The organism is Roseinatronobacter sp. (assembly GCF_051859525.1).
Taxonomy (GTDB): Bacteria; Pseudomonadota; Alphaproteobacteria; order Rhodobacterales; family Rhodobacteraceae; genus Roseinatronobacter.
Window position 1 is genome coordinate 1 of sequence record NZ_JBHYFM010000035.1, and the last position, 21,173, is coordinate 21,173.

Consider the following 21,173-nt stretch of genomic DNA (forward strand, 5'->3'; position numbering starts at 1 on the left):
GGTCGGGCAGGGCGGCGTCATGGCGGCGGTCCAGATACGCGCCCTTGCGGATATGGTCTGCAAACAGACGCAACTGGCCCGTGGTGCGGCCGCGTTCGCCCACCAGCCGCGCCTCGGGCAGGCCGGATTCGGCGCAGCCCATCGCAGTGATCGCATCGCCGCGCGCGTCGATTTCATCCGCGACCCTGTCCAGAAACGCGGCGCGGTCCTCGCGGGAGGAATAGCCGAAGGTTTCAAACGCCTCCTCGGCGGCTTTGCAGGCGCGGTCCACCAGATCCGGCGTGCCCACCGCAAATTCATGCGCCGGACCCGATGCAGGGCTGGACACAAACCGCGCCCCCCCGTCAACCCGTTCACCTGCAATCAAATGCATCCCATGCGGTCTATGCGTCATATCTGTGCCTTTCAACGTCCGGTTTGTGTGCGCCATTCGGCGAATTTGGTCAGGTTCTTGTCGTCCGTGGGCGGGTACAGCCCGATGACGCCTGCGCCCGCTTCGACCTGTTGCAGCACGAAATCCTCGAACACTTCCATCTCGGCGCATTCGGTGGCGATATCCTCGGCCAGATGGGCGGGGATAACCATGACGCCGTCACCATCGCCCAAAATCACATCACCGGGAAAGATTGCCACGCCCCCGCAGGCCACCGGAATGTTGATGTCCAGCGCCTCATGCAGGGTCAGGTTGGTGGGCGCAGAGGGGCCGGCGCAATAGGCGGGCATGTCCAGCGCGCCAATGCCTGCCATGTCGCGAAAGCCCCCGTCGGACACCACACCCGCCGCCCCGCGCAGTGCCAGCCGCGTGATCAGGATGGACCCTGCGGTCGCGGCACGCGCATCGCCGCGCGCATCCATCACCAACACATGACCGGCAGGGCAGGTTTCAATGGCCACGCGCTGCGGGTGCTTGGGGTCGCGAAAGGCGGTGATCGGGTTGCGATCCTCGCGCGCGGGGATATAGCGCAGGGTGAATGCCTGCCCGACCATAACTTCGGATTTGGGCGCAACAGCGCGCACGCCCTGAATGAACTGGTTGCGCAGCCCGCGTTTGTAAAGCGCGGTTGCCACAGATGCGGTGGAGACCTTTTTCAGCGTTGCGCGCGTGGTGTCGGAAAGAATGTAATCACTCATGTCTATATCCTGTCAGATCAGGTTGTTTCGGGTCAGGAACCGGTGCAGGCGGGTTTGCTGGTCATCGGTCAGCGGCCATGCCGACGGCGCGCGGGTCGGGCCGCAATCAAGGCCTGTGGCCTGCAACGCGGCCTTCACGCCGGTCACATTGGTGCCGTTCATTTCTTCGGCGCGGATATCTTCAAACGCGCGCATGCCCGCGATCAGGGTGTTGGCACTGCGGTAATCGCCTGCCTCCAACGCTGCATGAATGGCCAGCGATCGTTCGGGCCACACATTGATCAGCCCCGATGTGAAGCCGCGCGCGCCGACCGCATAGAAGACCGGCGCCCAGATTTCGGCAAGACCGCCCACCCATGTGATGGCGGGGTCGCAGGCGGCAATCGCCTCGGCCAGCCGCAACGGGTTGGGGGTGGCCCATTTGACGCCGCGCACATTGGGCACGGCACATAAATCGGCAATCGCGCGGGTGCCGATGGCGTCATTGCGCAGATACAGCATCATCGGCAACCCGCCCGATGCGTCATTGATGGCATGCAGGTAATCGACCACGCCGCGCGGGGCGACGAACGGGTCGGGGGGCTGGTGGACCATCAGCGCGGTTGCACCAGCATCGGTTGATGCCCGCGCCAGCGCCACCGCATCGCGCAGGCCGCGCCCCACACCGGCCAGCACGGGCGCGCGCCCATCCACCAATGCCACGACTTCGCGCGCCATGGTGCAGGCCTCACTCGTGGTCAGGGCATAGAATTCGCCGGTGTTGCCATTGACCACCGGCATATGCAGGCCCGCGCCAAGCGCGCGGTCCACAATCGGGGCCAGACGGGCAGGCGCGATATCGCCCTGTTCATCGTAAGGGGTCACAAGGATGCCCGAAATGCCGGTCAGTGCCTTGTCGAGATCATGGGTCATTTCTTGGTCCTTCAGAATATATCCGGCTCGCCTGCGGGACGTCCGAAATCGCGTTCCAGAAAGTCGAAATCGCAGCCCGTGTCGGCTTGTGTCACATGCTTGGAGAACATCCACCCCCAGCCGCGTTCAAAACGGGGTTCGGGCGCAGGCAGGGCGGCGCGGCGGGCGTCCAGTTCCGCATCACTGACCAACATATCAAGACGGCGCGCGGGCAGGTCCAGCCGCACGATATCGCCGGTTTGCAGCAGCGCAAGCGGCCCGCCCACGAAAGATTCCGGCGCCACATGCAACACGCAAGCCCCGTAGGATGTGCCCGACATGCGCGCATCGGAAATGCGCAGCATATCGCGGTGGCCCTGTTTGATCAGCGCCTTGGGGATGGGCAGCATGCCCCATTCGGGGAAACCCGGCCCGCCAAGGGGGCCTGCATTGCGCAGCACCAGCACATGATCGGGCGTGACATCAAGGGTGTCATCGTCAATCGCGGCCTTCATCTCGGGGTAGCTGTCAAAGACCAGCGCAGGCCCTTCGTGGACGTGGTATTTCGGGTCACAGGCGGCGGGTTTGATGACCGCGCCATCGGGACACAGATTGCCGCGCAGCACGGCCAGCGACCCTTCGTGATAGACAGGGTTTGACAGCGGGCGGATGACATCATCATTGAAAACCTGCGCGCCTTCCAGATTCTCGCCCATGGTTTTGCCAGTGACTGTCAGGCAGGACGTATCAAGGCGTTCTTCAATCTGTTTCATCAGCGCGCGCAAACCACCTGCATAGAAGAAGTCCTCCATCAGGTAATCCTTGCCCGCAGGGCGGACATTGGCGATCAGGGGCGTGGTGCGCCCCAGTGCGTCCAGATCATCGAGCGTCAGGTTCACACCTGCGCGCCGTGCCATGGCGATCAGGTGAACAACCGCATTGGTGGAACAGCCGGTGGCCATGGCCACGATGGCAGCGTTTTTCACCGCTGCCTCGGTCACGATCTTGTCGGGGGTCAGGTCTTCCCAGACCATATCGACAATGCGCCGCCCGCAATCGGCGGCCATGCGCTGATGGCCGCTGTCCACCGCAGGCACGGATGACGCACCGGGCAGCGTCAGGCCCATGGCGTCGGTAATCGCGGTCATGGTGCTGGCGGTGCCCATGGTCATGCACACACCGGCAGACCGCGCAATCCCGCCCTGAAGTCCCTGCCATTCATCGTCGGAAATATTGCCCGCGCGGCGTTCGTCCCAGTATTTCCAGGCATCAGACCCCGACCCCAGCGCGCGGCCCGCAAAATTCCCGCGCAGCATTGGCCCCGCAGGCAGGTAAATCATCGGCACGCCCGCTGTCAGTGCGCCCATCACCAGCCCCGGCGTGGTCTTGTCACAGCCCCCCATCAGCACCACCCCGTCGAGGGGGTGAGAGCGGATCATCTCCTCCGTTTCCATGGCCAGCATGTTGCGGTACAGCATGGATGTGGGTTTGGTGAAACTTTCATCCACCGACAGGGACGGCAGTTCAACCGCAAACCCGCCCGCCTGAAACACCCCGCGCTTCACATCCTTGGCGCGTTCGCGGAAATGGGAATGGCATGAATTCAACTCTGACCAAGTGTTCAGAATGCCGATGATCGGCTTGTCCTTGAAATCAGCCTCGGAATAGCCCAGCTGCATCAGCCGCGAACGGTGGCCGAAACTGCGCAGATCATCAGGGCCAAACCAGCGTGCGCTGCGCAGGGTGTCGGGGGTTTTCATGCGGGTCATCTATATGCTCCGTTCAGGGGATGTGGCCGGATTAATCGACAATATCCGAGAATGTCTTGACGGGTTTGGGGCGCAGGGCAGAATAGATCTGCCACAGGATCGACAGCGCCGCCAAACCAAGGAAGGTGCCCGCGATGGGGTTTGTGATGAAGCCGGTGAAATCACCTGCCGAAAGCTGCAATCCGCGCCGGAAATTTGTTTCCGCCATGGGACCAAGGATAAACCCGATGATGAAGGGCGCGGCCGGAATGCCCGCCTTGACGAAGGCATAACCCAGCACCCCGAAGGCCAGAATGGTCCACACATCGAACACGCGGCTGGACAGACCAAACGCCCCCACGGCGCACAGGACCAGAATGACGGGCAGCAGGATATGCTTGGGAATGGCCAGCAGCCGGATGAAAACGCGCAGGCCCAGAAATTCCAGCACCAGCATCATAAAGGCCGAAACGATCAGCGCGGCAAAGATGGTGTAGACCAACGCCCCTTGGGTGATGAACAGCATGGGGCCGGGCTGGATGCCATGGATCATCAGACCGCCCAGCAAAATGGCCGTGACCGCATCGCCGGGAATGCCAAGTGTCAGCAACGGGATCATCGCGCCGCCAATGCCCGCGTTATTGGCGGTTTCGCTGGCAACCACCCCTTCAATCGTGCCCTTGCCGAATTTTTCGGGCGTTTTGGACCGTTTCTTGGCGGCGATATAGGAAATGATATTGGATGTGCCCGCCCCGATACCGGGCAGAATGCCGATGGAAATACCGATCAGTCCCGACCGGATCGCATTGGGGATCTGGCCCAGAAATTCCGCCATGGAAAACCCGAAACCCTTGATCTTGACCATAAGCGGCGCAACAGTCGGCATGTCACCGCGCTTGCGCGCCTGTTCGGCCACGCGAATAACCTCGGCAATGGCGAACATGCCCACCAGAACGGTCAGAATGGAAAAGCCCGCGTTGATTTCAACACGCCCGAAGGTGTAGCGCGTGATCGCATCGACCGGCGCAATGCCCACCGTAGACACGGCAAAGCCCGCGACGCCGGCGAAAATGCCCTTGATCATGGACCCTGATGACAGCGTGGCAATCAAGGTCAGCGAAAACACCGCGATGGCGAAATATTCATGTGGACCAAAAGACAGCGCCACCCGCGCCAGCGACGGAGCAATGAACATCAGCGCTGCAATGGACATGATGGTGCCAAGGAACGAAAACACGATCCCCACACCCAGCGCTTTCGCGCCCTCGCCCTTTTCCATCATGGGCGCGCCGTCAAATGTGGTGGCAATGGATGACGGCGTGCCGGGTATTTTCAGCAAGATCGCGGAAATGAGGGCGCCCGATGTGGCCCCGACAAACAGCGCGATCAGCAGCGAAATTCCCGCCGCAGCCCCAAGGGTGTATGTCATCGGCAAGGTCAGCGCGATGGCCATAACTGCCGTCAGCCCCGGCACGGCACCGAACACAATGCCCACGGCCACACCGATGGTGATCAGGATAAAAATCTGCGGGGACAGAACCGCCGCGAAGCCTTGTAGAAGCATGTCAAACATACGCGGCGTTCCTTACGGCAGATAGGGGGTCAGGGGGCCTGCGGGCAGCATGAGGCGAAACCCGTAGCGGAAGGTTATGAAAATGACCGCTGTGCTGATCACAGCCAGCGCGGCATACAGCACCAGTCGCGGGCGTTGGCCATTGGGTGTCAGGACAATGAACTGCGCGAACAGGAAAACCGTTGCGGCAATCGGAAACCCCAAGGGCCGCAATGCTGCGATGAACCCTGCCACAAGCCCTAATGTGGCCAGCACCGTCAGCGCCTGAAGCGGTTGCAGCTTGTCGCCATCGCCGCTTGCGATGGCCCCGCGCCGCCATGTCACCAGACATTGCAGCGCGCCCAGCCCGATCATGGCCCAGGCCAGCACATAGGGGAAAAATGTTGCATCAACCGCGCCCCTGCGCGGCAGTTGCATGGTCATATACAAATAGCCCAGGCCCAAACCCAGCATGGCAAGCCCCACGACCAGTTCCTTGTTTCGCAACATCGCGCGTCCCCTTGGCTGCAAATATGAAGTGGCCGACAGATGGCCCGTTCTGCGGGGCCTGTCTGTCGGCCTGTCGTCGGCCAGCCGGCCTTAGCGTGCCGATTGCAGGATTTCGCGATACGGCATGTAGGTGTCGCGGATCGCGTTCAACCGCTCCAGCGCCTCATCCTGCGGCAGGAAGGAGACGGGCTGTTTGAACCCCTGTTCCAGATCTGCCGCATATTCCGGAATTTCCGTGATCTGGCGCATCACATCTTCCATCTTGGCCACAATCGCGGGGTCGGTGCCTTTTGGGAACGCGATGATATAGGGGTTGTTCATCACGAAATCGACGCCCTGTTCGGCGAATGTGGGAATGTCGCCCAGCAACTCGTTGCGGGTGTCATTGGGTTGTCCCAGAACCACCATCTGGCCTGCGGCGTGGTAATCCTGAATGGCGCCGTAGGCAATGCCGCCCACATCGATACGCCCGCCCAGCAGCGCTGCAATCTTGTCGGATGCGGAACCGGTATCGACAACGCGCATATCCGCGCCGGTTTCGCGCTGGAAGATGGTCCCTTGCAGGTGCGAATAGCCGCCGAATTCGGTGCCGAACACAACGCTTTGCGGCTCTGCCTCGGTGCGGGCAACAAGGTCATCCACGCTGGTAATGCCCGATTGGGCGCTGGCCACGAACACCGCGCCCTGGTCAATGGCGGGAATGCAGCAAATCTCGAAATCATCAATGCCATAATCTGCAAGGCCGGACACTTCGGTGACAATCAGGTGGCCGGTATGGCCGAACAGCATGGTGTAGCCGTCCGGGTCGGCGTCCCTGACCGCCGATGTGGCAATCGTGGCCCCGCCGCCGGGCATGTTGGTGACAACCATTGACCCGCCGGTAATTTGTTCAAAATAGCGCGCCATGGTGCGCGAATTGAAATCGGTATCGCCGCCAGGGCCTGCGCCAATGATGACATTGATCGTGCGCGTCGGCCAATCCGTTTCGGCCAGTGCCGCGCCGGATGTCAGTGCAAGCGCACTGGCTGCGGCCAATGCTGTGAATTTGAAAGTCATGAATTTTCCTCCGCTAGATGGTCCGACCTGAATGGCCATCAACGGAACATTAATATATCAATGGAGCGCAAGCAAGAAGGAATCTATTTCTGCTTGTGTTGTCGCTGCCCTATGGAAACCCTGTTTGATTGCTATTATCATCATATGAAACGGGAATTTTGATGACATGAATGTCTTGCCACGTAAAAAATCGCGCGCCAGCGAAATATATGACGCATTGCGCACGCTTATCGTTACGCTGGAATTGCCACCAAAAGAGGTGCTTCAAGAAAAGGACCTGTGCGACCGATTCGACGTAAGCCGGACCCCCCTGCGCGAAGCCTTTCTACGGCTGGCCGATCATGGCCTTGTCACGATTGCGCCCCAACATGGCACTTTTGTTTCAGGGATCAGCCCGAACGCCGTGCGGCAGGCGCATTTTCTGCGCGTGAATCTGGAAATTCCGGTTGTCCTGAAGCTGTGCGATACGCCCGATCTGGACCTGACAACCCCGCAAGCGATTTTGCTGGAACAGAAACTGGCCGCACAGCAGAATTCCTATGCGGTGTTCATGCCGCTGGATGACCGCTTTCATCAATCCTTGTTCGACTTGGCGGAACTGGGCAGTGTCTGGCAGGTGATCCATGCCAAGAAAGCCCATCTTGATCGTATCCGTTTTCTGAAAGCCGCCGAACGCAGCGAGCTTGAAAGCCTGACGCGCCAGCACGAGGCGATACTTGACGCGATTGCGCGCCGTTCGCGCCTTGGTGCCGAAGAACTGGTGCGCGCGCATGTGTCGGGATCGGTCGGGTTCATGGAACAGCTTTTGCGTTCGCGCCCGGAGTTGTTTGACGAAAGCAGCGGAGGGGGCCTGTGCTAAATATCCTGCTTGATTTGTGCTGAAACTGCGCCATACTGGGGCATTAGTATATTTCAACTACTTAAGCAGGGCCGATCGAATGCGTGCGGGACCCCATGGCGCAGATCTTGATGTCGTAAGCGATCTGCGGACGCGCATCCTGTCGCTGGCGTTGCAGCCGGGTGCGGTGCTGTCACGCAGCGCCCTGATGCAGCAATACAGAATTAGCACCACGCCCTTGCGGGATGCGTTCTTGCGCCTGAAAGAAGAGGGTTTGGTCGAAATTCGCGCGCAGGCGCGCACGCGCGTCACCCTGATAGACCTGCATCATGCGACGCAGATACATTTTTTGCGCAGCAGCGTGGAACAGACAATCGTCGAAGCCCTTGCCCCGTCACGCGACGCCGCCCTGATCGGGCAGCTACAGCATATACTGGATTTGCAGCGCGACTGCCTGAACACACAGGATCTTGCCGGATTTCAACAGCTTGATCTGGCGTTCCATCAGCAGCTGTTCGTTGCCAGCGGACATGACACCATATACCGCATTATCCGGCGCGAAAGCGGGCATATCGACCGGATTCGCGCGCTTCATCTGCCAATGCATGGCAAAGGCGTGCAGATACTTGATGACCATGCCGCAATTACAGACGCATTGTCGCGCAAGGATGCAATGGCCGCGCGGGACGCCATGCGCCGCCATCTGTCGCAGTCCTTTGTCATTGGCGACACGCTGAAGGACCAATACCCGCATTTCTTCCGTAAAAACGGCTAGGAAACAGCGCGGCGCAATTTCTGATGAAATGGCGTTAGGCGGTCAATTCCCGAGTCAATTTGCGGTCAATTACCCAGCACCCAATCAACAGCAGCAAGCACCATGCCCCCAACCACAGGCTTTGGGCCGGAAAGTCCATGCCGCGATCAATCAGAATGCCGGTAATGCCGGGCCCTATTGCAGTGGAAACAACCATGATTGTGGTGGCCAGTGACCGGATGGCCCCCAGATTTCTGGTGCCATAGACAGTGGGCAGCAATACCCCCCATAACGCGCTGGACGTTCCTTGTGTGATGCCAATCAAACCCAAGGCCAGATACCAGCCGGATACCTGTTCAGCCGGCGCAATCAGCGCTACGCCTATGCCCATTGGCAGCAGCAGCACCGTTAGCAAGCGCGGCGCGCCGAACCGGTCAGCGGCCCAGCCCGCAAGCAGCGCCGAAATAACATTCGCGGCGGCAAAGGCGGAATAACCCGGTGCCATGGCCGTCAGGGTCCAGCCCTTGACCTCGGCGATATGAACCTGATGGAAGAAAACCACAGTTGCAATGAAACCGGGTGTCAGCAAGACCGGCAGCAACGCGGGCAGCAACCAATGGCGCGCGGCGTCCTGTCGGGTCCATTGTCGTCCGGCAAGACCAGTTGCCAGTCTTGACTCGCCCTGCCCCTGTGGCGTGCGGTCATTTCGCAGCAACACCCATAGCAGCGGTGCAACGCCAGCCAGCAGCAAAAGCGCGACCGCGCCCCACGACACCCGCCAGCCTATGGCCGCAATGGCCAGCACAGTCACCAGGGGCACCACCACCTCGCCTGCGGGATGGCCCAGATTGGCCAGTGCCACGGCCTTGCCGCGCTGCGCCTGAAACCAGCGGCCCATGGCCGTCATGGCCATGTGGCTGAACATGCCTTGCCCGCAGAAGCGCAGCAAAAACAATGTAATGCCCAAAATCCAGACGCTTTGCGCCAGTGCCATGCCCACCGCAGCGATGGCAAAAATCACGGTAACAGCGGGGACAAGGCGCGACAACGGGACCGTATCGGCCAGCGACCCGCGCCAGAACATCATCGCGGCCGCGCAAAGCGTTGCAAGTGTGTACAGACTGCCCCAGCTTCCGTCGGTCAACCCGTGTTCCGCCTTGATTGCACCCGCAAACAACGAGATGAACCATGTCTGCCCGAATGCGGATACAAATGTCAGCACGAAGCCAGCCGACAGCCAGCGCAGGTTGTGTCTAAGGAACATAAAACGACTTCAAGTGTTGGGCTGCGTTTTCCGGCAGCGCAGGGGTGGCCGTGCCTTCGGCCCGTGCAAAACGCAGGGCCGACTATCTGGCAAACAGGGATTGTTGCCATTCCTTCCATTAATCGTTAACAGATGCAATTCCTTACTTTGGGCTGGTCCATGAAAAATGGGCGCATCCGAAGATGCACCCATCAGCGTTGCGCGCGGATCACGCCGCGCGCCATGCATTCCGCCCGATCAGTTGAACGCTGCGTCTGTCACGGCGGTGGTGGTCGCCCCTTCCGGTTCGGACGTGATGACAGGATCGGAACCGCCACCCAGCAAGGTTGCGACCGTGCGGGCATAATCGTCCATATCCAGTGTCCCGTTCGACCCTTCAAGCAGCAGCGCCACTTCCGACATCATGCGGATCTGGTGTTCTTCGGTTTGCGCGCCGGTGTCGTCATATTCCAGCACAATCATGGCCGCTTCTTCGACATTCTCGGCGGCCCATTCCCAGCCGCGCATCGACGCACGCACGAAACGCGCCATCTTGTCCACGAATTCGGGATCTTCCAGATTGCTTTCCATGACATACAGGCCATCTTCCAGTGTGGCGACGCCCTGATCTTCATATTTGAAGGTCACAAGTTCGTCTTCGCTGATGCCGGCGTCGATAACCTGCCAGTATTCGTTATAGGTCATGGTGCTGATGCAATCGGCCTGGCGTTGCAGCAGCGGGTCCACGTTGAAGCCCTGACGCAGCACTTCAACCCCTTCATCACCGCCATCGGTGGGAATGCCAAGCGTGCTCATCCAGCTTAGGAACGGGTATTCATTGCCGAAGAACCAAACGCCCAATGTGCGGCCGGGAAAATCCTCGGGGCCGGTGACGCCTGTTTCGGCCAGACAGGTCAGCATCATGCCCGATGACTTGAAGGGCTGCGCGATATTGACCAGTGGCAGGCCGTTCTCACGCGCCGCCAGTGCGGCAGGCATCCATTCAACAATGACATCCGCGCCACCGCCAGCAATAACCTGCGGCGGGGCAATGTCCGGCCCGCCTGCGCGGACGGTGACATTCAGCCCCTCTTCTTCGTAAAACCCGTTTTCCAGTGCCACATAATAGCCCGCAAACTGGGCCTGCGTGACCCATTTCAACTGAATGGTCACATCATCCAGCGCCCATGCCGCAGGCGCAAGCCCCAGACCAAGGGCCGCGACCGACCCAAAGATTACCTTTTTCATTTTTATCACCTCCGTGTTGCCTGGCCCTTGGCTGGGGCGCAGGGATTAACGCTTGCGTTGTGACGGGTGCCAGAAGGTGACCCCGCGTTCGGCAAGCGCAAGAATACCGTAGAACAGCGACCCCGCGAGGGCTGCTACGGCAATTTCTGCCCAGACCATGTCCAGTTGCAACCGTCCCACCTCGGTCGAGATGCGAAAGCCCATTCCGCGCGTCGGAGAGCCGAAAAATTCAGCAACAATGGCCCCGATCAGGGCAAGCGTGGATGCAATCTTAAGCCCGTTGAAGATGAACGGCATGGCCGCCGGAAGCCGCAGTTTCAAAAGCGATTGCGTCCAGCTTGCGTTATAGGTGCGCATCAGGTCGCGCTGCATCGCGTCGGTCGCTGCCAGACCCTGCACAGTGTTGACCAGCATGGGAAAGAACACCATCGCCACGACCACCGCCGCCTTGGACGGCCAGTCAAACCCGAACCACATGACCATGATCGGCGCGGTGCCGATGATGGGCAGGGCGGCCAGAAAATTGCCCACCGGCAGCAGCCCACGGCGCAGGAAATCGGACCGGTCCACCAACAGCGCAAAGACCAGCGCCGCGCCCACACCAATGGCATAGCCCGACAAGGCGCCCTTGACGAAGGTTTGCACGAAATCGACCCAAAGGATATCGGTTGACCGGATCAACCTGTCCCAGATCAGCGAAGGGGCAGGCAGGATCACGCGCGGGACGTCCAGTGCACGCACGGTGGTTTCCCATAACCACAACAGTGTGGCCCCGAAGGCAAGCGGCGCCAGCAGGGATTGCGCGCGCCCCGCCAGTCCGGGCAGGCGCGGGCTTTCCGCGACGGATGCAACCACAAGCCATGCGCCCAGCCACACGGCAAGAACCATTGCCCAGAACAGCAAGGCAGATTGTGCAAAGGGCAGAAGTGCCAATGCCGCAATACTGACACCCGCCGCCATTGCGGCGATCACCAGCCAGTTTACCTGCCCCCTTGGGGCCAGAAAGATCAGGCCGGTCACCAATACGGCCGCAACAGCGGAAAACGGCAGATCACCGGTTCCGCCGACACCCACCGCGACAAGCAAGGCCAGCATCATCCCCGCCCATTGCACCCCGCCGGTTTTGTGAAGGACGATCATGTTGCCATTCCCATGCGTTTCAGCGTTGTGCGTTGTATCAAGCTGATCAGGGCCACCATGCCAGCCGCCAGAATTGCTGCGGCAAAAAGGGCCGACCAGATTTGCACGGTCTGGCCATAATAGCTGCCTGACAGCAGCCGCGCGCCCAGACCCGCAACTGCACCGGTCGGCAGCTCGGCCACGATTGCACCGACCAGGGCTGCGGCAATCGCGACCTTCAGCGAGGCAAACAGATAGGGCATCGAGGAGGGCAGGCGCAGTTTGACAAAGACTTGCGATCCGCTGGCATAATAGGTTTTCATCAGGTCCAGTTGCATATGATCGGGCGCGCGCAACCCCTTGACCATGCCCACAACCACCGGAAAGAACGACAGATAGGTTGAAATGATGGCCTTGGGGATCAATCCTGTAATGCCCACAGCGTTCAGCACCACGATAATCATGGGCGCGATGGCCAGAATGGGAATGGTCTGGCTGGCAATGGCCCATGGCATGATGCTGGCATCCATTGCGCGGTTATGGACAATGCCAACAGCCAGCGCGATCCCAAGCGCCGATCCGATGGCAAAGCCCAGAAGCGTGGCCGACAAGGTGACCCAGCCGTGATAGACCAGAGAGCGGTTGGACAGGCTGCCTGTGTTCACGATGCCGCGCCGGCCTGTCAGTTCCTCGATCACAGTGGAATTCCACAATTCGGCGGCGACCTGATGGGGGGCGGGCAGGCGCGGGCGGGCTTGTGACATGGTGTCGGCCACAAGCGCCGAGAAGGACAATTCCACGCCTGCGCGGCGGGCCTGATCCTGCGCCCATTGCTGGTTCATGGGAATGACGGCCGCGTACCAGATGGCAATCAGCACAGCAGTTACCGTCAGAACAGGGACAAGGTTACGCATGTGCCCCCCTGTTGCAGGGGGCTTCGCCCCCGCCGCGCTGAAGCGCGACTCCCCCAGGATATTTTCGCCAGAATGAACAGGGCCTAGTCATCCAGATGCCCCGCGCGCAGGCCGTCACGCACACGGTGCGCGATAGCGATGAATTCGGGGCTGTCGCGGATATCCAGCGGGCGTTCGCGCGGCAGCGGGCTGTCGATGATGTCCGTGATGCGCCCCGGACGGGGGGACATGACCACGATTTTTGTGGACAGATACACCGCTTCGGGAATGGAATGGGTGACAAAGCCGATGGTTTTTTCGGTGCGCGCCCACAGGTCCAGCAGTTGTTCGTTCAGCCTGTCGCGCACGATTTCGTCCAAGGCTCCGAAGGGTTCGTCCATCAGCAGGATGTCGGCGTCAAACGCCAGCGCCCGCGCGATCGAGGCACGCTGTTGCATGCCGCCCGAAAGTTGCCACGGGAATTTGCGGGCAAAACCTGACAGTTCCACCAGATCCAGCACCTTTTCGACGCGCGCGTTCTGCTCGGTCGCGGAGTAGCCCATGATTTCCAGCGGCAGTTTGATATTGCCCGCAATCGTGCGCCATGGATACAGGCCCGCAGCCTGAAACACATATCCGTAAGCACGGGCGCGGCGTGCGGCGTCGGGTGACATGCCGTTGACGGTGATACTGCCTGCTGTGGGGTGTTCCAGATCGGCGATCACGCGCAGGAATGTGGTCTTGCCGCAGCCGGACGGGCCGATAAAGCTGACGAATTCGCCCTTGGCGATGTCAAGCGTGACATCCTTGAGGGCGTGGACAGGGCCGTCCCCTGTCTGGAATGTCAGGCTGAGGTCGCGCGCGGAGATGACCGGCGCTGCAGAGCTGTCTTTCATCATACCCCCGAAGCCGGAATGCCCGCGCGCACAACGGGGCGCGGGGCGGTCAGGTCTTTCCATGCCGACAGGGCCTGATTGACCGCACCATTGGGGCAGCGTTCGACAAATTGTCCGTGCCCTTCCTGTCCGTCAAACTGGCCGTCATTCACCATGATGCGCCCGCGCGACAGCACATAGCGCGGCAGGCCGGTGACCGTATGCCCTTCAAAGACATTGTAATCGATGGCGGATTGTTGCGCTGTTGCCGTGATGGTTTTTGATTTCTCGGGGTCCCAGACCACCAGATCGGCATCGGCCCCGACCGCCACGGCGCCCTTGCGCGGATACATCCCGAAAATCTTGGCGACATTGGTGGATGTGACGGCCACAAATTCGTTCATGGTCAACCGGCCCGTGCGCACACCGTAGGTCCACAGCATGGGCATGCGATCTTCCAGCCCGCCGGTGCCGTTGGGGATTTTGGTGAAATCGCCCACGCCATAGCGTTTCTGGTCGGTGCTGAAGGCGCAATGGTCGGTGGCCACGACCGACAGGCTGCCGCTGGCCAGACCGTTCCACAAGCTGTCCTGATGCAGTTTGTTGCGGAAGGGGGGCGACATGACGCGCCGTGCGGCGTGGTCCCAGTCGGGGTTGAAATATTCGGACTCGTCCAGGGTCAGGTGCTGGATCAGGGGTTCCCCCCAAACGCGTTTTCCGGCCTGCCGCGCGCGGCGGATCGCTTCATGCGATTCCTCGCAGGATGTGTGGACGACATATAAGGGCACGCCCGCCATATCGGCGATCATGATGGCGCGGTTTGTGGCCTCGCCCTCGACCTGCGTGGGGCGGGAATAGGCATGTGCTTCGGGGCCGGTGTTTCCTTCGGCCAGCAGACGGGCGGACAGTTCCGCGACCACATCGCCGTTTTCGGCATGGACCATGGCAATGGCGCCCAATTCGCGCAGGCGCTGGAAGGATGCGAACAATTCGTCATCATTGACCATAAGCGCGCCCTTATAGGCCAGAAAATGCTTGAAGCTGGTGATGCCGCGCGCGACCACTTCGGGCATTTCATCAAACACCTGTTGCGACCACCATGTGACCGCCATGTGATAGCTGTAGTCACAATGCGCGCGCCCTGATTTGTTGTCCCACATTTTCAGCGCGTCCAGCAGCCCCTGACCGGGGCTGGGCAGCGCGAAATCGATCACCATCGTCGTGCCACCCGACAGCGCCGCGCGGGTGCCGGATTCGAAATCATCGCTGGAATAGGTGCCCATGAAGGGCATTTCCAGATGCGTATGCGGATCAATCCCGCCGGGCATGACATAGGCGCCTGTCGCGTCCAGTTCCGTGTCGCCCGACAGGTTCGGGCCAATCTCAAGGATCTTGCCGCCATCGATGCGGATATCGGCCTTGTAGGTCAGGTCATGGGTGACGATGGTGCCGTTCTTGATGACGGTGCTCATGTGGTTACTCCCTGTTTCATGTGCCGCGTGTTGCGGCTGTTATTTCCTGTGCCGCCCGTCAGCCCACCACCTCGGCGGTTTCCAGCACTGCATGCATCAGCACATTGGCGCCCGCTTCGGCCCATTCGGGGAAAATCTCCTCGGCCTCGTTATGGGACAGGCCGTCGACGCAGGGGCACATGACCATGGTGGTGGGATACAGGCGGTTGATCCAGCATGCGTCATGCCCCGCGCCGGAAATAATGTCCATATGGCTGTAGCCCAGCCGTTCGGCCGCATCGCGCACGCGGCCCACAAGGGTTTCGTCAAAGGCGGGCGGGTCGAAAAAACCGACCAGTTCGCTTGAGAATTTCACCCCGATATCGGCGCATAGACCCGGTGCGCGGGCATTGAGTTCGGCCACCATAGCGTCCAGCGTGTCCAGCACATGGGACCGGAAATCGATTGTGAACACCACCTTTTCAGGGATGATGTTACGCGAATTGGGGTAGACATCGATCTGCCCGATTGCGCCCACGGCGTTGGGCTGGTGTTTCAGGGCGATTTCATGGACCAGTTCGGTCACCCGTGCCAGCCCGCGACCTGCATTGCGGCGCATATACATGGGGGTTGATCCGGTGTGCTGGCCCTTGCCGGTCACGGTGCATTCGATCCAGCGCAGCCCCTGCCCGTGGGTGACAACGCCCACCTGTTTGCCCTCGGCCTCCAGTATCGGGCCTTGTTCGATATGCAATTCGAAGAAGCTGTGCATCTTGCGCGTGCCCACCGGCTCGGGGCCTTTCCAGCCGATGCGTTCCAACTCATCCCCGAAGCGCTTGCCTTGTGCGTCAGTGCGCGCGTAAGCCCAATCGCGGTCCAGCACGCCCGCGAATACGCCCGATGCCAGCATGGCAGGGGCAAAGCGCGTGCCTTCCTCATTCGTCCAGTTGGTCACGACAATGGGGCGGCGGGTCTTGATGCCCAGATCGCGCATGGTGCGAATAACCTCCAACCCCGCCAGCACGCCCAGCACGCCGTCATATTTGCCGCCTGTGGGCTGGGTGTCCAGATGGCTGCCGACATAGACGGGCAGGGCGTCGGGGTCGGTGCCTTCGAACCGCGCGAACATGGTGCCCATGTCATCGACGCCCATGGTGCCGCCTGCATCCTGACACCAGCGCTGGAACAGATGGCGCGCTTCGCCATCTTCATCGGTCACCGTCTGGCGGTTGTTGCCGCCTGCAATGCCGGGGCCGATTTGCGCCATTTCCATCAGGCTGTCCCAAAGGCGTTCAGCGTTGATTTTCATGTTTGCGGCTGGTGCGGTCATGCGCGGCTCCGTGCGTTTGCGGCCTTGTTGGCGGCTTGTTGTGTTTTTGGTTGTTCCATTGGCAAGCGGTCAGCACCTGTCGCATGATCGCATCGCTTGCGCCCGAACCAATGGGACGCTATCAAGTTTGACCAATCAGTCAAGAAGCTTGTCCGCCCATGTCCGTGCCCCGCCCAACGCCCGCTGAAAAATCCGGCAGCGCCAAAACGCCGCCGCGCAGTCGTATTCAGCGGCGCAACCGCCAGATCATTCTGGATGCCGCGCTGGAGGTATTCTCGACCCACGGGTTTCGCGGCGCGACGCTTGACCAGATTGCTGTTCAGGCGGGGCTGTCCAAGCCGAACCTGCTGTATTATTTCGACAGCAAGGATGCCATTCACCGCGAATTGCTGACGCGGCTGCTGGACACATGGCTGGATCCGCTGCGCATGCTGGATGCGGGCGGTGACCCGCAGGCCGAAATCATGGCCTATATGCGCCGCAAGTTGCAGATGTCGCGGGATTTTCCGCGCGAAAGCCGGTTGTTCGCCAATGAAATCCTGCAAGGTGCGCCGCGGATGGAACCCTTTATCCGCAACGACTTGCGCGCGCTTGTCGATGAAAAGGCGCGGCTTTTGCAGGCATGGGCAGACGGGGGGCGCATTGCGCGGATTGACCCTTATCATCTGATCTTTTCGATCTGGTCGCTGACCCAGCATTACGCCGATTTTGCCCCGCAGATCGGTATGATCCGCGGGGACGGGCATGACCCGTTGGATGGCGCCGAGGCGTTTCTGGAGCATCTTTACACCCGCCTTCTTGCGCCCTGATCACTCGGCCGCTTTGGCCATCGGGTTGTTGGGGTGGGTTGTCCAGTTTGCATAATCGCCCACCTTCTCGCCGGTGCGCGGGTCGGTGCTGCCTTTGGGCATTTGCTCCATGGTGATGCAATCCTGCACAGGGCAGACATTGATGCACAGGTTGCAGGCCACGCATTCGGCGTCGATCACTTCAAACTTGCGGTCGGGCGACATGGAAATCGCCTGATGCGATGTGTCCTCGCAAGCCGCGTAGCACCGCCCGCAGGAGATGCACAGATCCTGATCGATTTTGGCCTTGGTGACATAGTTCAGGTTCAGATACTGCCAGTCGGTCACATTGGGCACGGCGCGGCCAACCAGTTGGTCAACCGATGTGAAGCCTTTTTGGTCCATGTAATGCGACAAGCCCGCTGTCAGTTCCTTGATGATACCGAACCCATAGGTCATGGCCGCCGTGCACACCTGCACATTGCCCGCACCAAGCGTCAGGAATTCCGCCGCATCGCGCCATGTGGTCACGCCGCCAATGCCGGAAATGGGCAGATCGCGGGTTTCCGCGCTGCGTGCGATTTCGGCAACCATGTTCAGCGCAATGGGTTTGACCGCAGGCCCGCAATAGCCGCCATGCGCGCCCTTGCCGTCAATCATGGGTTCGGGGCTGAAATCGTCCAGATTGACCGATGTGATGGAATTGATGGTGTTGATCAGCGAGACGGCATCCGCGCCGCCACGTTTCGCGGCCTCGGCGGGTTTACGGATATCGGCGATATTGGGCGTCAGCTTGACAATGCAAGGCATGCGCGAATGCTGCTTGACCCAGCGCGTGACCATTTCGATATATTCGGGCACCTGCCCCACAGCCGCGCCCATGCCGCGTTCACTCATGCCATGGGGGCAGCCGAAATTCAGCTCCACGCCATCGGCTTCGGTATCTTCAACATGTTTCAGGATGGCCTTCCACGATTCCTCGTCGCAGGGCACCATCAGCGACACGACAAGCGCGCGGTCGGGCCAGTTGCGTTTGACCTGCTTGATTTCGCGCAGGTTCACCTCCAGCGGGCGGTCGGTGATCAGTTCAATATTGTTCAGGCCCAGAAGGCGGCGGTCCGCGCCCCAGATCGCGCCATAGCGCGGGCCGTTCACATTGACGACGGGCGGCCCTTCGGACCCCAGTGTTTTCCACACCACCCCGCCCCAACCGGCCTTGAACGCGCGTTCCACATTATATGCCTTGTCGGTCGGCGGTGCAGAGGCCAGCCAGTAGGGGTTCGGGGATTTGATGCCGATGAAATTCGTGGTCAGGTTTGCCATTGTGCTAACTCCTTGTGGATGCGGTTGTTACGCATCATTCCCCGTCAGGCTTGCATGAATGCTTTCCGCCGCATCGCGTCCTTGCGCCACCGCAGTGACGGTCAGGTCCTCGCCGCCGCCGGTGCAATCGCCCCCGGCCCAGACACCGGCCCGTGATGTGCGGCCCGCCCTGTCGGCGCCGATCTTGCGCTTGTCCAGCGTCAGCCCCTGCGGCGCGCCCTCAAGCGTTTGCCCGATCGCCTTGAACAGTTGATCCGCAGGCAGGCGGAAGGTTTCGCCGGTGGGTTCCAGCCCCGTTTCGCCCGCATGGGTATAGGCAAATTCGACCTCGCGCAGGGTGCCATTGGCGTGAATCGCGATCGGCATCGCGTTGGTGATGATCTTCACACCCTCGTTCGCGGCGTGGTTCAACTCATAATCCGACGCGCCCATCGCATCGCGCCCGCGCCGGTAGACCATGGTCACATGCTCGGCCCCCAGCAGGCGCGATTGCACCGCCGCGTCCACCGCTGTCATGCCCCCGCCGATGACCACAACATGGCGGCCAATGGGCAAGGTGGACAAGTCATCTGTCTGGCGCAGTTCGGCAATGAAATCCACGGCGTCCCGCGCGGTTGGTATGTCCTCTCCGTCCAGACCCAGCGCATTCACACCGGCAAGGCCGATACCCAGAAACACCGCATCATAGGTTTCCTGCAAGTCCGCCAATGTACCATCGCGGCCCAGCGTCCAGCCCTGCCGCAATGTGATTCCGCCGATCTGCAGCAACCAGTCCACTTCGGCCTGTGCAAATCCGTGCGCCGCCTTATAGGCCGCAATGCCATATTCGTTCAGGCCGCCCGCTTTCTCGCGCCGGTCATGGATGATGACGTCATGGCCATGCATGGCCAGCCGGTGCGCGCAGGCCAGCCCCGCTGGCCCTGCACCCACCACAGCCACACGTTTGCCGGTGGGCGCCGCGCGTGTGTAGGGATGCGCGTTTCTGGCGATCAGTGTGTCCGTGGCATAGCGTTGCAGGCGGCCAATCTCGACCGGTTTGCCTTCGGCGGCTTCGCGCACACAAGCGCCTTCGCACAGGGTTTCCGTGGGACAAACGCGGGCGCACATGCCGCCAAGGATATTCTGGTCAAAGATGGTGCGCGCCGCTGCATCCGGCTGGCCCGCCTGTATCTGGCGAATGAAAAGCGGGATGTCGATTTCGGTGGGGCAGGCGGTAATACAGGGCGCGTCATGGCAGAAATAGCACCTGTCAGCGGCCACCATAGCCTCATGCGGGTCGAAATCCGGATACAGGTCGTCGAAATGCTGTGTATACTCTTCGGGATGCAACCTGCCGGCAACAATGCCGGGGGTTGTGGTGCTGTGTGACATGGGCTGGCCCCTTATGGCTGGCAGAAGAACTGTCTGATGCCATGACAGGAAAGCACGAGTTAAAAAATTTATCAATTGGTAAAATTTTTGATCTTTGCTGAAATTTTCAGCCTTGGACCGCCGTGTTCGCGCAACAAAACATCATATGATGGGCGGGTGAATGCCTTCTGTGGTCAGGGCACAAAAAAATCGGGGGACCAGCGGCCCCCCGATCTGTCGGAGTGTGTCGTGTCGTTAAACCGGTCCGGCAAACAGGCCGGACCAACGCTGACCGCCCAATCAGCGCATCAGGGATTGCGCAAGTGCTGAACGCGTGGTGTTCACAACGATCCCTTGGGAATTGGCACTGCCGCCCGCGGTCGAGTATTCGACGCAGCCGCCACCGCTTGCCACGCTGGGGCTGACCGCCACACGCACGCGGGTCAGGTTTGTGCCGGACGTGTACCCGCCCACAACCGTGCCCAGCATATTGTTGTCACGGTCAAACACTGTCACGCCGTTCAGCGTGTTGGTGTCACCTGCGGCAGGGCACCGGCTTTGCGCTGCGGAACGCGGCAGGTTTTGAAGCCTTGTGACATTCAGCATGTCGCGGTCTGTGTCGGTATCGCGAGAGGTGCTGATGGTGCCCGGGGGACCCGCAGGGCCAGCAGGACCGGCAGGACCCGCGGGACCGGCCGGACCAGAAGGTCCTCCAGGTCCTCCAGGACCACCGCCAACGGTGATCACATCATTATCCAAAAGACCAATGCTTGCCAGACTTTCATCGCTCAGGAGACTTACGTCCAGCACATTGTTGTCATCCAGCGCAAGGCTGACATCGACCAGCCCGTCATTGCCCAACGCATAGACATTTCCGTCAATGCTGAAGACCTCCAGATCGATCCCGACTGTGTTGCCGCGCTCGACGCCTGTACCACGGAGGCGGATCTGGTTATTTGTCAGCCCACCGGTCAGGCCTCCGACTGTGTCGACCACACCGTCGACCGTGCTACTAAGTCCTGCAACACCGCCGCCGCCATCGCTGCCACCATCGTTGGACCCGCCGCCGGTCA

Annotated in this window: 20 protein-coding genes; 3 read left to right on the top strand and 17 right to left on the bottom strand. The window is 60.7% G+C overall.

Annotated elements, in window-relative coordinates:
- The 7 genes from ACTIE1_RS15970 to ACTIE1_RS16000 form a co-directional block, all read right to left on the bottom strand.
- Positions 1-394: aldehyde dehydrogenase family protein (locus ACTIE1_RS15970; protein ID WP_439563483.1), on the bottom strand; the 394-nt coding region annotated here is incomplete at its 3' end.
- Positions 395-405: 11 nt separating this feature from the next.
- Positions 406-1,131, bottom strand: a complete 726-nt coding sequence (locus ACTIE1_RS15975) for a ribonuclease activity regulator RraA (RefSeq protein WP_439562537.1) — start codon at positions 1,129-1,131, stop codon at positions 406-408.
- 12 nt (positions 1,132-1,143) lie between these two features.
- A complete protein-coding gene (locus ACTIE1_RS15980; protein ID WP_439562538.1) occupies positions 1,144-2,043 on the bottom strand; it encodes a dihydrodipicolinate synthase family protein in 900 nt (299 codons plus the stop codon).
- Between the two features lie 11 nt (positions 2,044-2,054).
- Positions 2,055-3,791, bottom strand: coding sequence for an L-arabinonate dehydratase (araD, locus tag ACTIE1_RS15985; RefSeq protein WP_439563484.1), 1,737 nt, complete (start codon positions 3,789-3,791; stop codon positions 2,055-2,057).
- 31 nt (positions 3,792-3,822) lie between these two features.
- Positions 3,823-5,343, bottom strand: coding sequence for a tripartite tricarboxylate transporter permease (locus ACTIE1_RS15990; protein ID WP_439562540.1), 1,521 nt, complete (start codon positions 5,341-5,343; stop codon positions 3,823-3,825).
- A gap of 12 nt (positions 5,344-5,355) precedes the next feature.
- A complete protein-coding gene (locus ACTIE1_RS15995; RefSeq protein WP_439562541.1) occupies positions 5,356-5,832 on the bottom strand; it encodes a tripartite tricarboxylate transporter TctB family protein in 477 nt (158 codons plus the stop codon).
- A gap of 90 nt (positions 5,833-5,922) precedes the next feature.
- Positions 5,923-6,888, bottom strand: a complete 966-nt coding sequence (locus ACTIE1_RS16000; protein WP_439562542.1) for a tripartite tricarboxylate transporter substrate binding protein — start codon at positions 6,886-6,888, stop codon at positions 5,923-5,925.
- Positions 6,889-7,063: 175 nt separating this feature from the next.
- Between ACTIE1_RS16000 and ACTIE1_RS16005 the strand changes: the two genes are divergently transcribed.
- Together ACTIE1_RS16005 and ACTIE1_RS16010 are read left to right on the top strand one after the other, a co-directional pair.
- Entirely contained in the window at positions 7,064-7,747 is a 684-nt protein-coding gene (locus ACTIE1_RS16005) for a GntR family transcriptional regulator (protein ID WP_439563485.1), read from the top strand.
- Positions 7,748-7,826: 79 nt separating this feature from the next.
- Positions 7,827-8,501, top strand: coding sequence for a GntR family transcriptional regulator (locus tag ACTIE1_RS16010; protein WP_439562544.1), 675 nt, complete (start codon positions 7,827-7,829; stop codon positions 8,499-8,501).
- Positions 8,502-8,535: 34 nt separating this feature from the next.
- Here the strand turns inward: ACTIE1_RS16010 and ACTIE1_RS16015 are convergent, their stop codons facing one another.
- From ACTIE1_RS16015 to ACTIE1_RS16045, 7 genes are all read right to left on the bottom strand, one after another.
- Complete coding sequence (locus tag ACTIE1_RS16015) at positions 8,536-9,744, bottom strand: MFS transporter (RefSeq protein ID WP_439562545.1); 1,209 nt, start codon at positions 9,742-9,744, stop codon at positions 8,536-8,538.
- Positions 9,745-9,981: 237 nt separating this feature from the next.
- Entirely contained in the window at positions 9,982-10,971 is a 990-nt protein-coding gene (locus tag ACTIE1_RS16020) for an ABC transporter substrate-binding protein (RefSeq protein ID WP_439562546.1), read from the bottom strand.
- 45 nt (positions 10,972-11,016) lie between these two features.
- Complete coding sequence (locus tag ACTIE1_RS16025; RefSeq protein ID WP_439562639.1) at positions 11,017-11,859, bottom strand: ABC transporter permease; 843 nt, start codon at positions 11,857-11,859, stop codon at positions 11,017-11,019.
- Between the two features lie 248 nt (positions 11,860-12,107).
- The gene (locus ACTIE1_RS16030; protein WP_439562547.1) at positions 12,108-13,004 is read right to left on the bottom strand and encodes an ABC transporter permease; all 897 of its coding nucleotides are present in this window, start codon (positions 13,002-13,004) and stop codon (positions 12,108-12,110) included.
- An 83-nt stretch (positions 13,005-13,087) separates the two neighbouring features.
- Positions 13,088-13,879: an ABC transporter ATP-binding protein gene (locus tag ACTIE1_RS16035; RefSeq protein WP_439562548.1), complete on the bottom strand. Its 792-nt coding sequence runs from the start codon at positions 13,877-13,879 to the stop codon at positions 13,088-13,090.
- On the bottom strand, positions 13,879-15,330 hold the full coding sequence (gene hydA / locus ACTIE1_RS16040) for a dihydropyrimidinase (protein ID WP_439562549.1): 1,452 nt from the start codon (positions 15,328-15,330) through the stop codon (positions 13,879-13,881). Before hydA ends, ACTIE1_RS16035 begins: the two co-directional genes overlap by 1 nt.
- A gap of 58 nt (positions 15,331-15,388) precedes the next feature.
- Positions 15,389-16,639 (bottom strand): Zn-dependent hydrolase, encoded by a 1,251-nt coding sequence (locus ACTIE1_RS16045; RefSeq protein ID WP_439562550.1) that lies wholly within the window; start codon positions 16,637-16,639, stop codon positions 15,389-15,391.
- A 158-nt stretch (positions 16,640-16,797) separates the two neighbouring features.
- Between ACTIE1_RS16045 and ACTIE1_RS16050 the strand changes: the two genes are divergently transcribed.
- The gene (locus ACTIE1_RS16050) at positions 16,798-17,448 is read left to right on the top strand and encodes a TetR family transcriptional regulator C-terminal domain-containing protein (RefSeq protein ID WP_439562551.1); all 651 of its coding nucleotides are present in this window, start codon (positions 16,798-16,800) and stop codon (positions 17,446-17,448) included.
- On the opposite strand, the gene preA is transcribed toward ACTIE1_RS16050, so the two are convergent.
- From preA to ACTIE1_RS16065, 3 genes are all read right to left on the bottom strand, one after another.
- The gene (gene preA, locus ACTIE1_RS16055) at positions 17,449-18,750 is read right to left on the bottom strand and encodes an NAD-dependent dihydropyrimidine dehydrogenase subunit PreA (protein WP_439562552.1); all 1,302 of its coding nucleotides are present in this window, start codon (positions 18,748-18,750) and stop codon (positions 17,449-17,451) included. It lies immediately after the preceding gene.
- A gap of 27 nt (positions 18,751-18,777) precedes the next feature.
- The gene (locus ACTIE1_RS16060) at positions 18,778-20,121 is read right to left on the bottom strand and encodes an NAD(P)-dependent oxidoreductase (protein WP_439562553.1); all 1,344 of its coding nucleotides are present in this window, start codon (positions 20,119-20,121) and stop codon (positions 18,778-18,780) included.
- 279 nt (positions 20,122-20,400) lie between these two features.
- The coding region (locus ACTIE1_RS16065) for a hypothetical protein (protein WP_439563486.1) at positions 20,401-21,173 on the bottom strand (773 nt) is incomplete at its 5' end.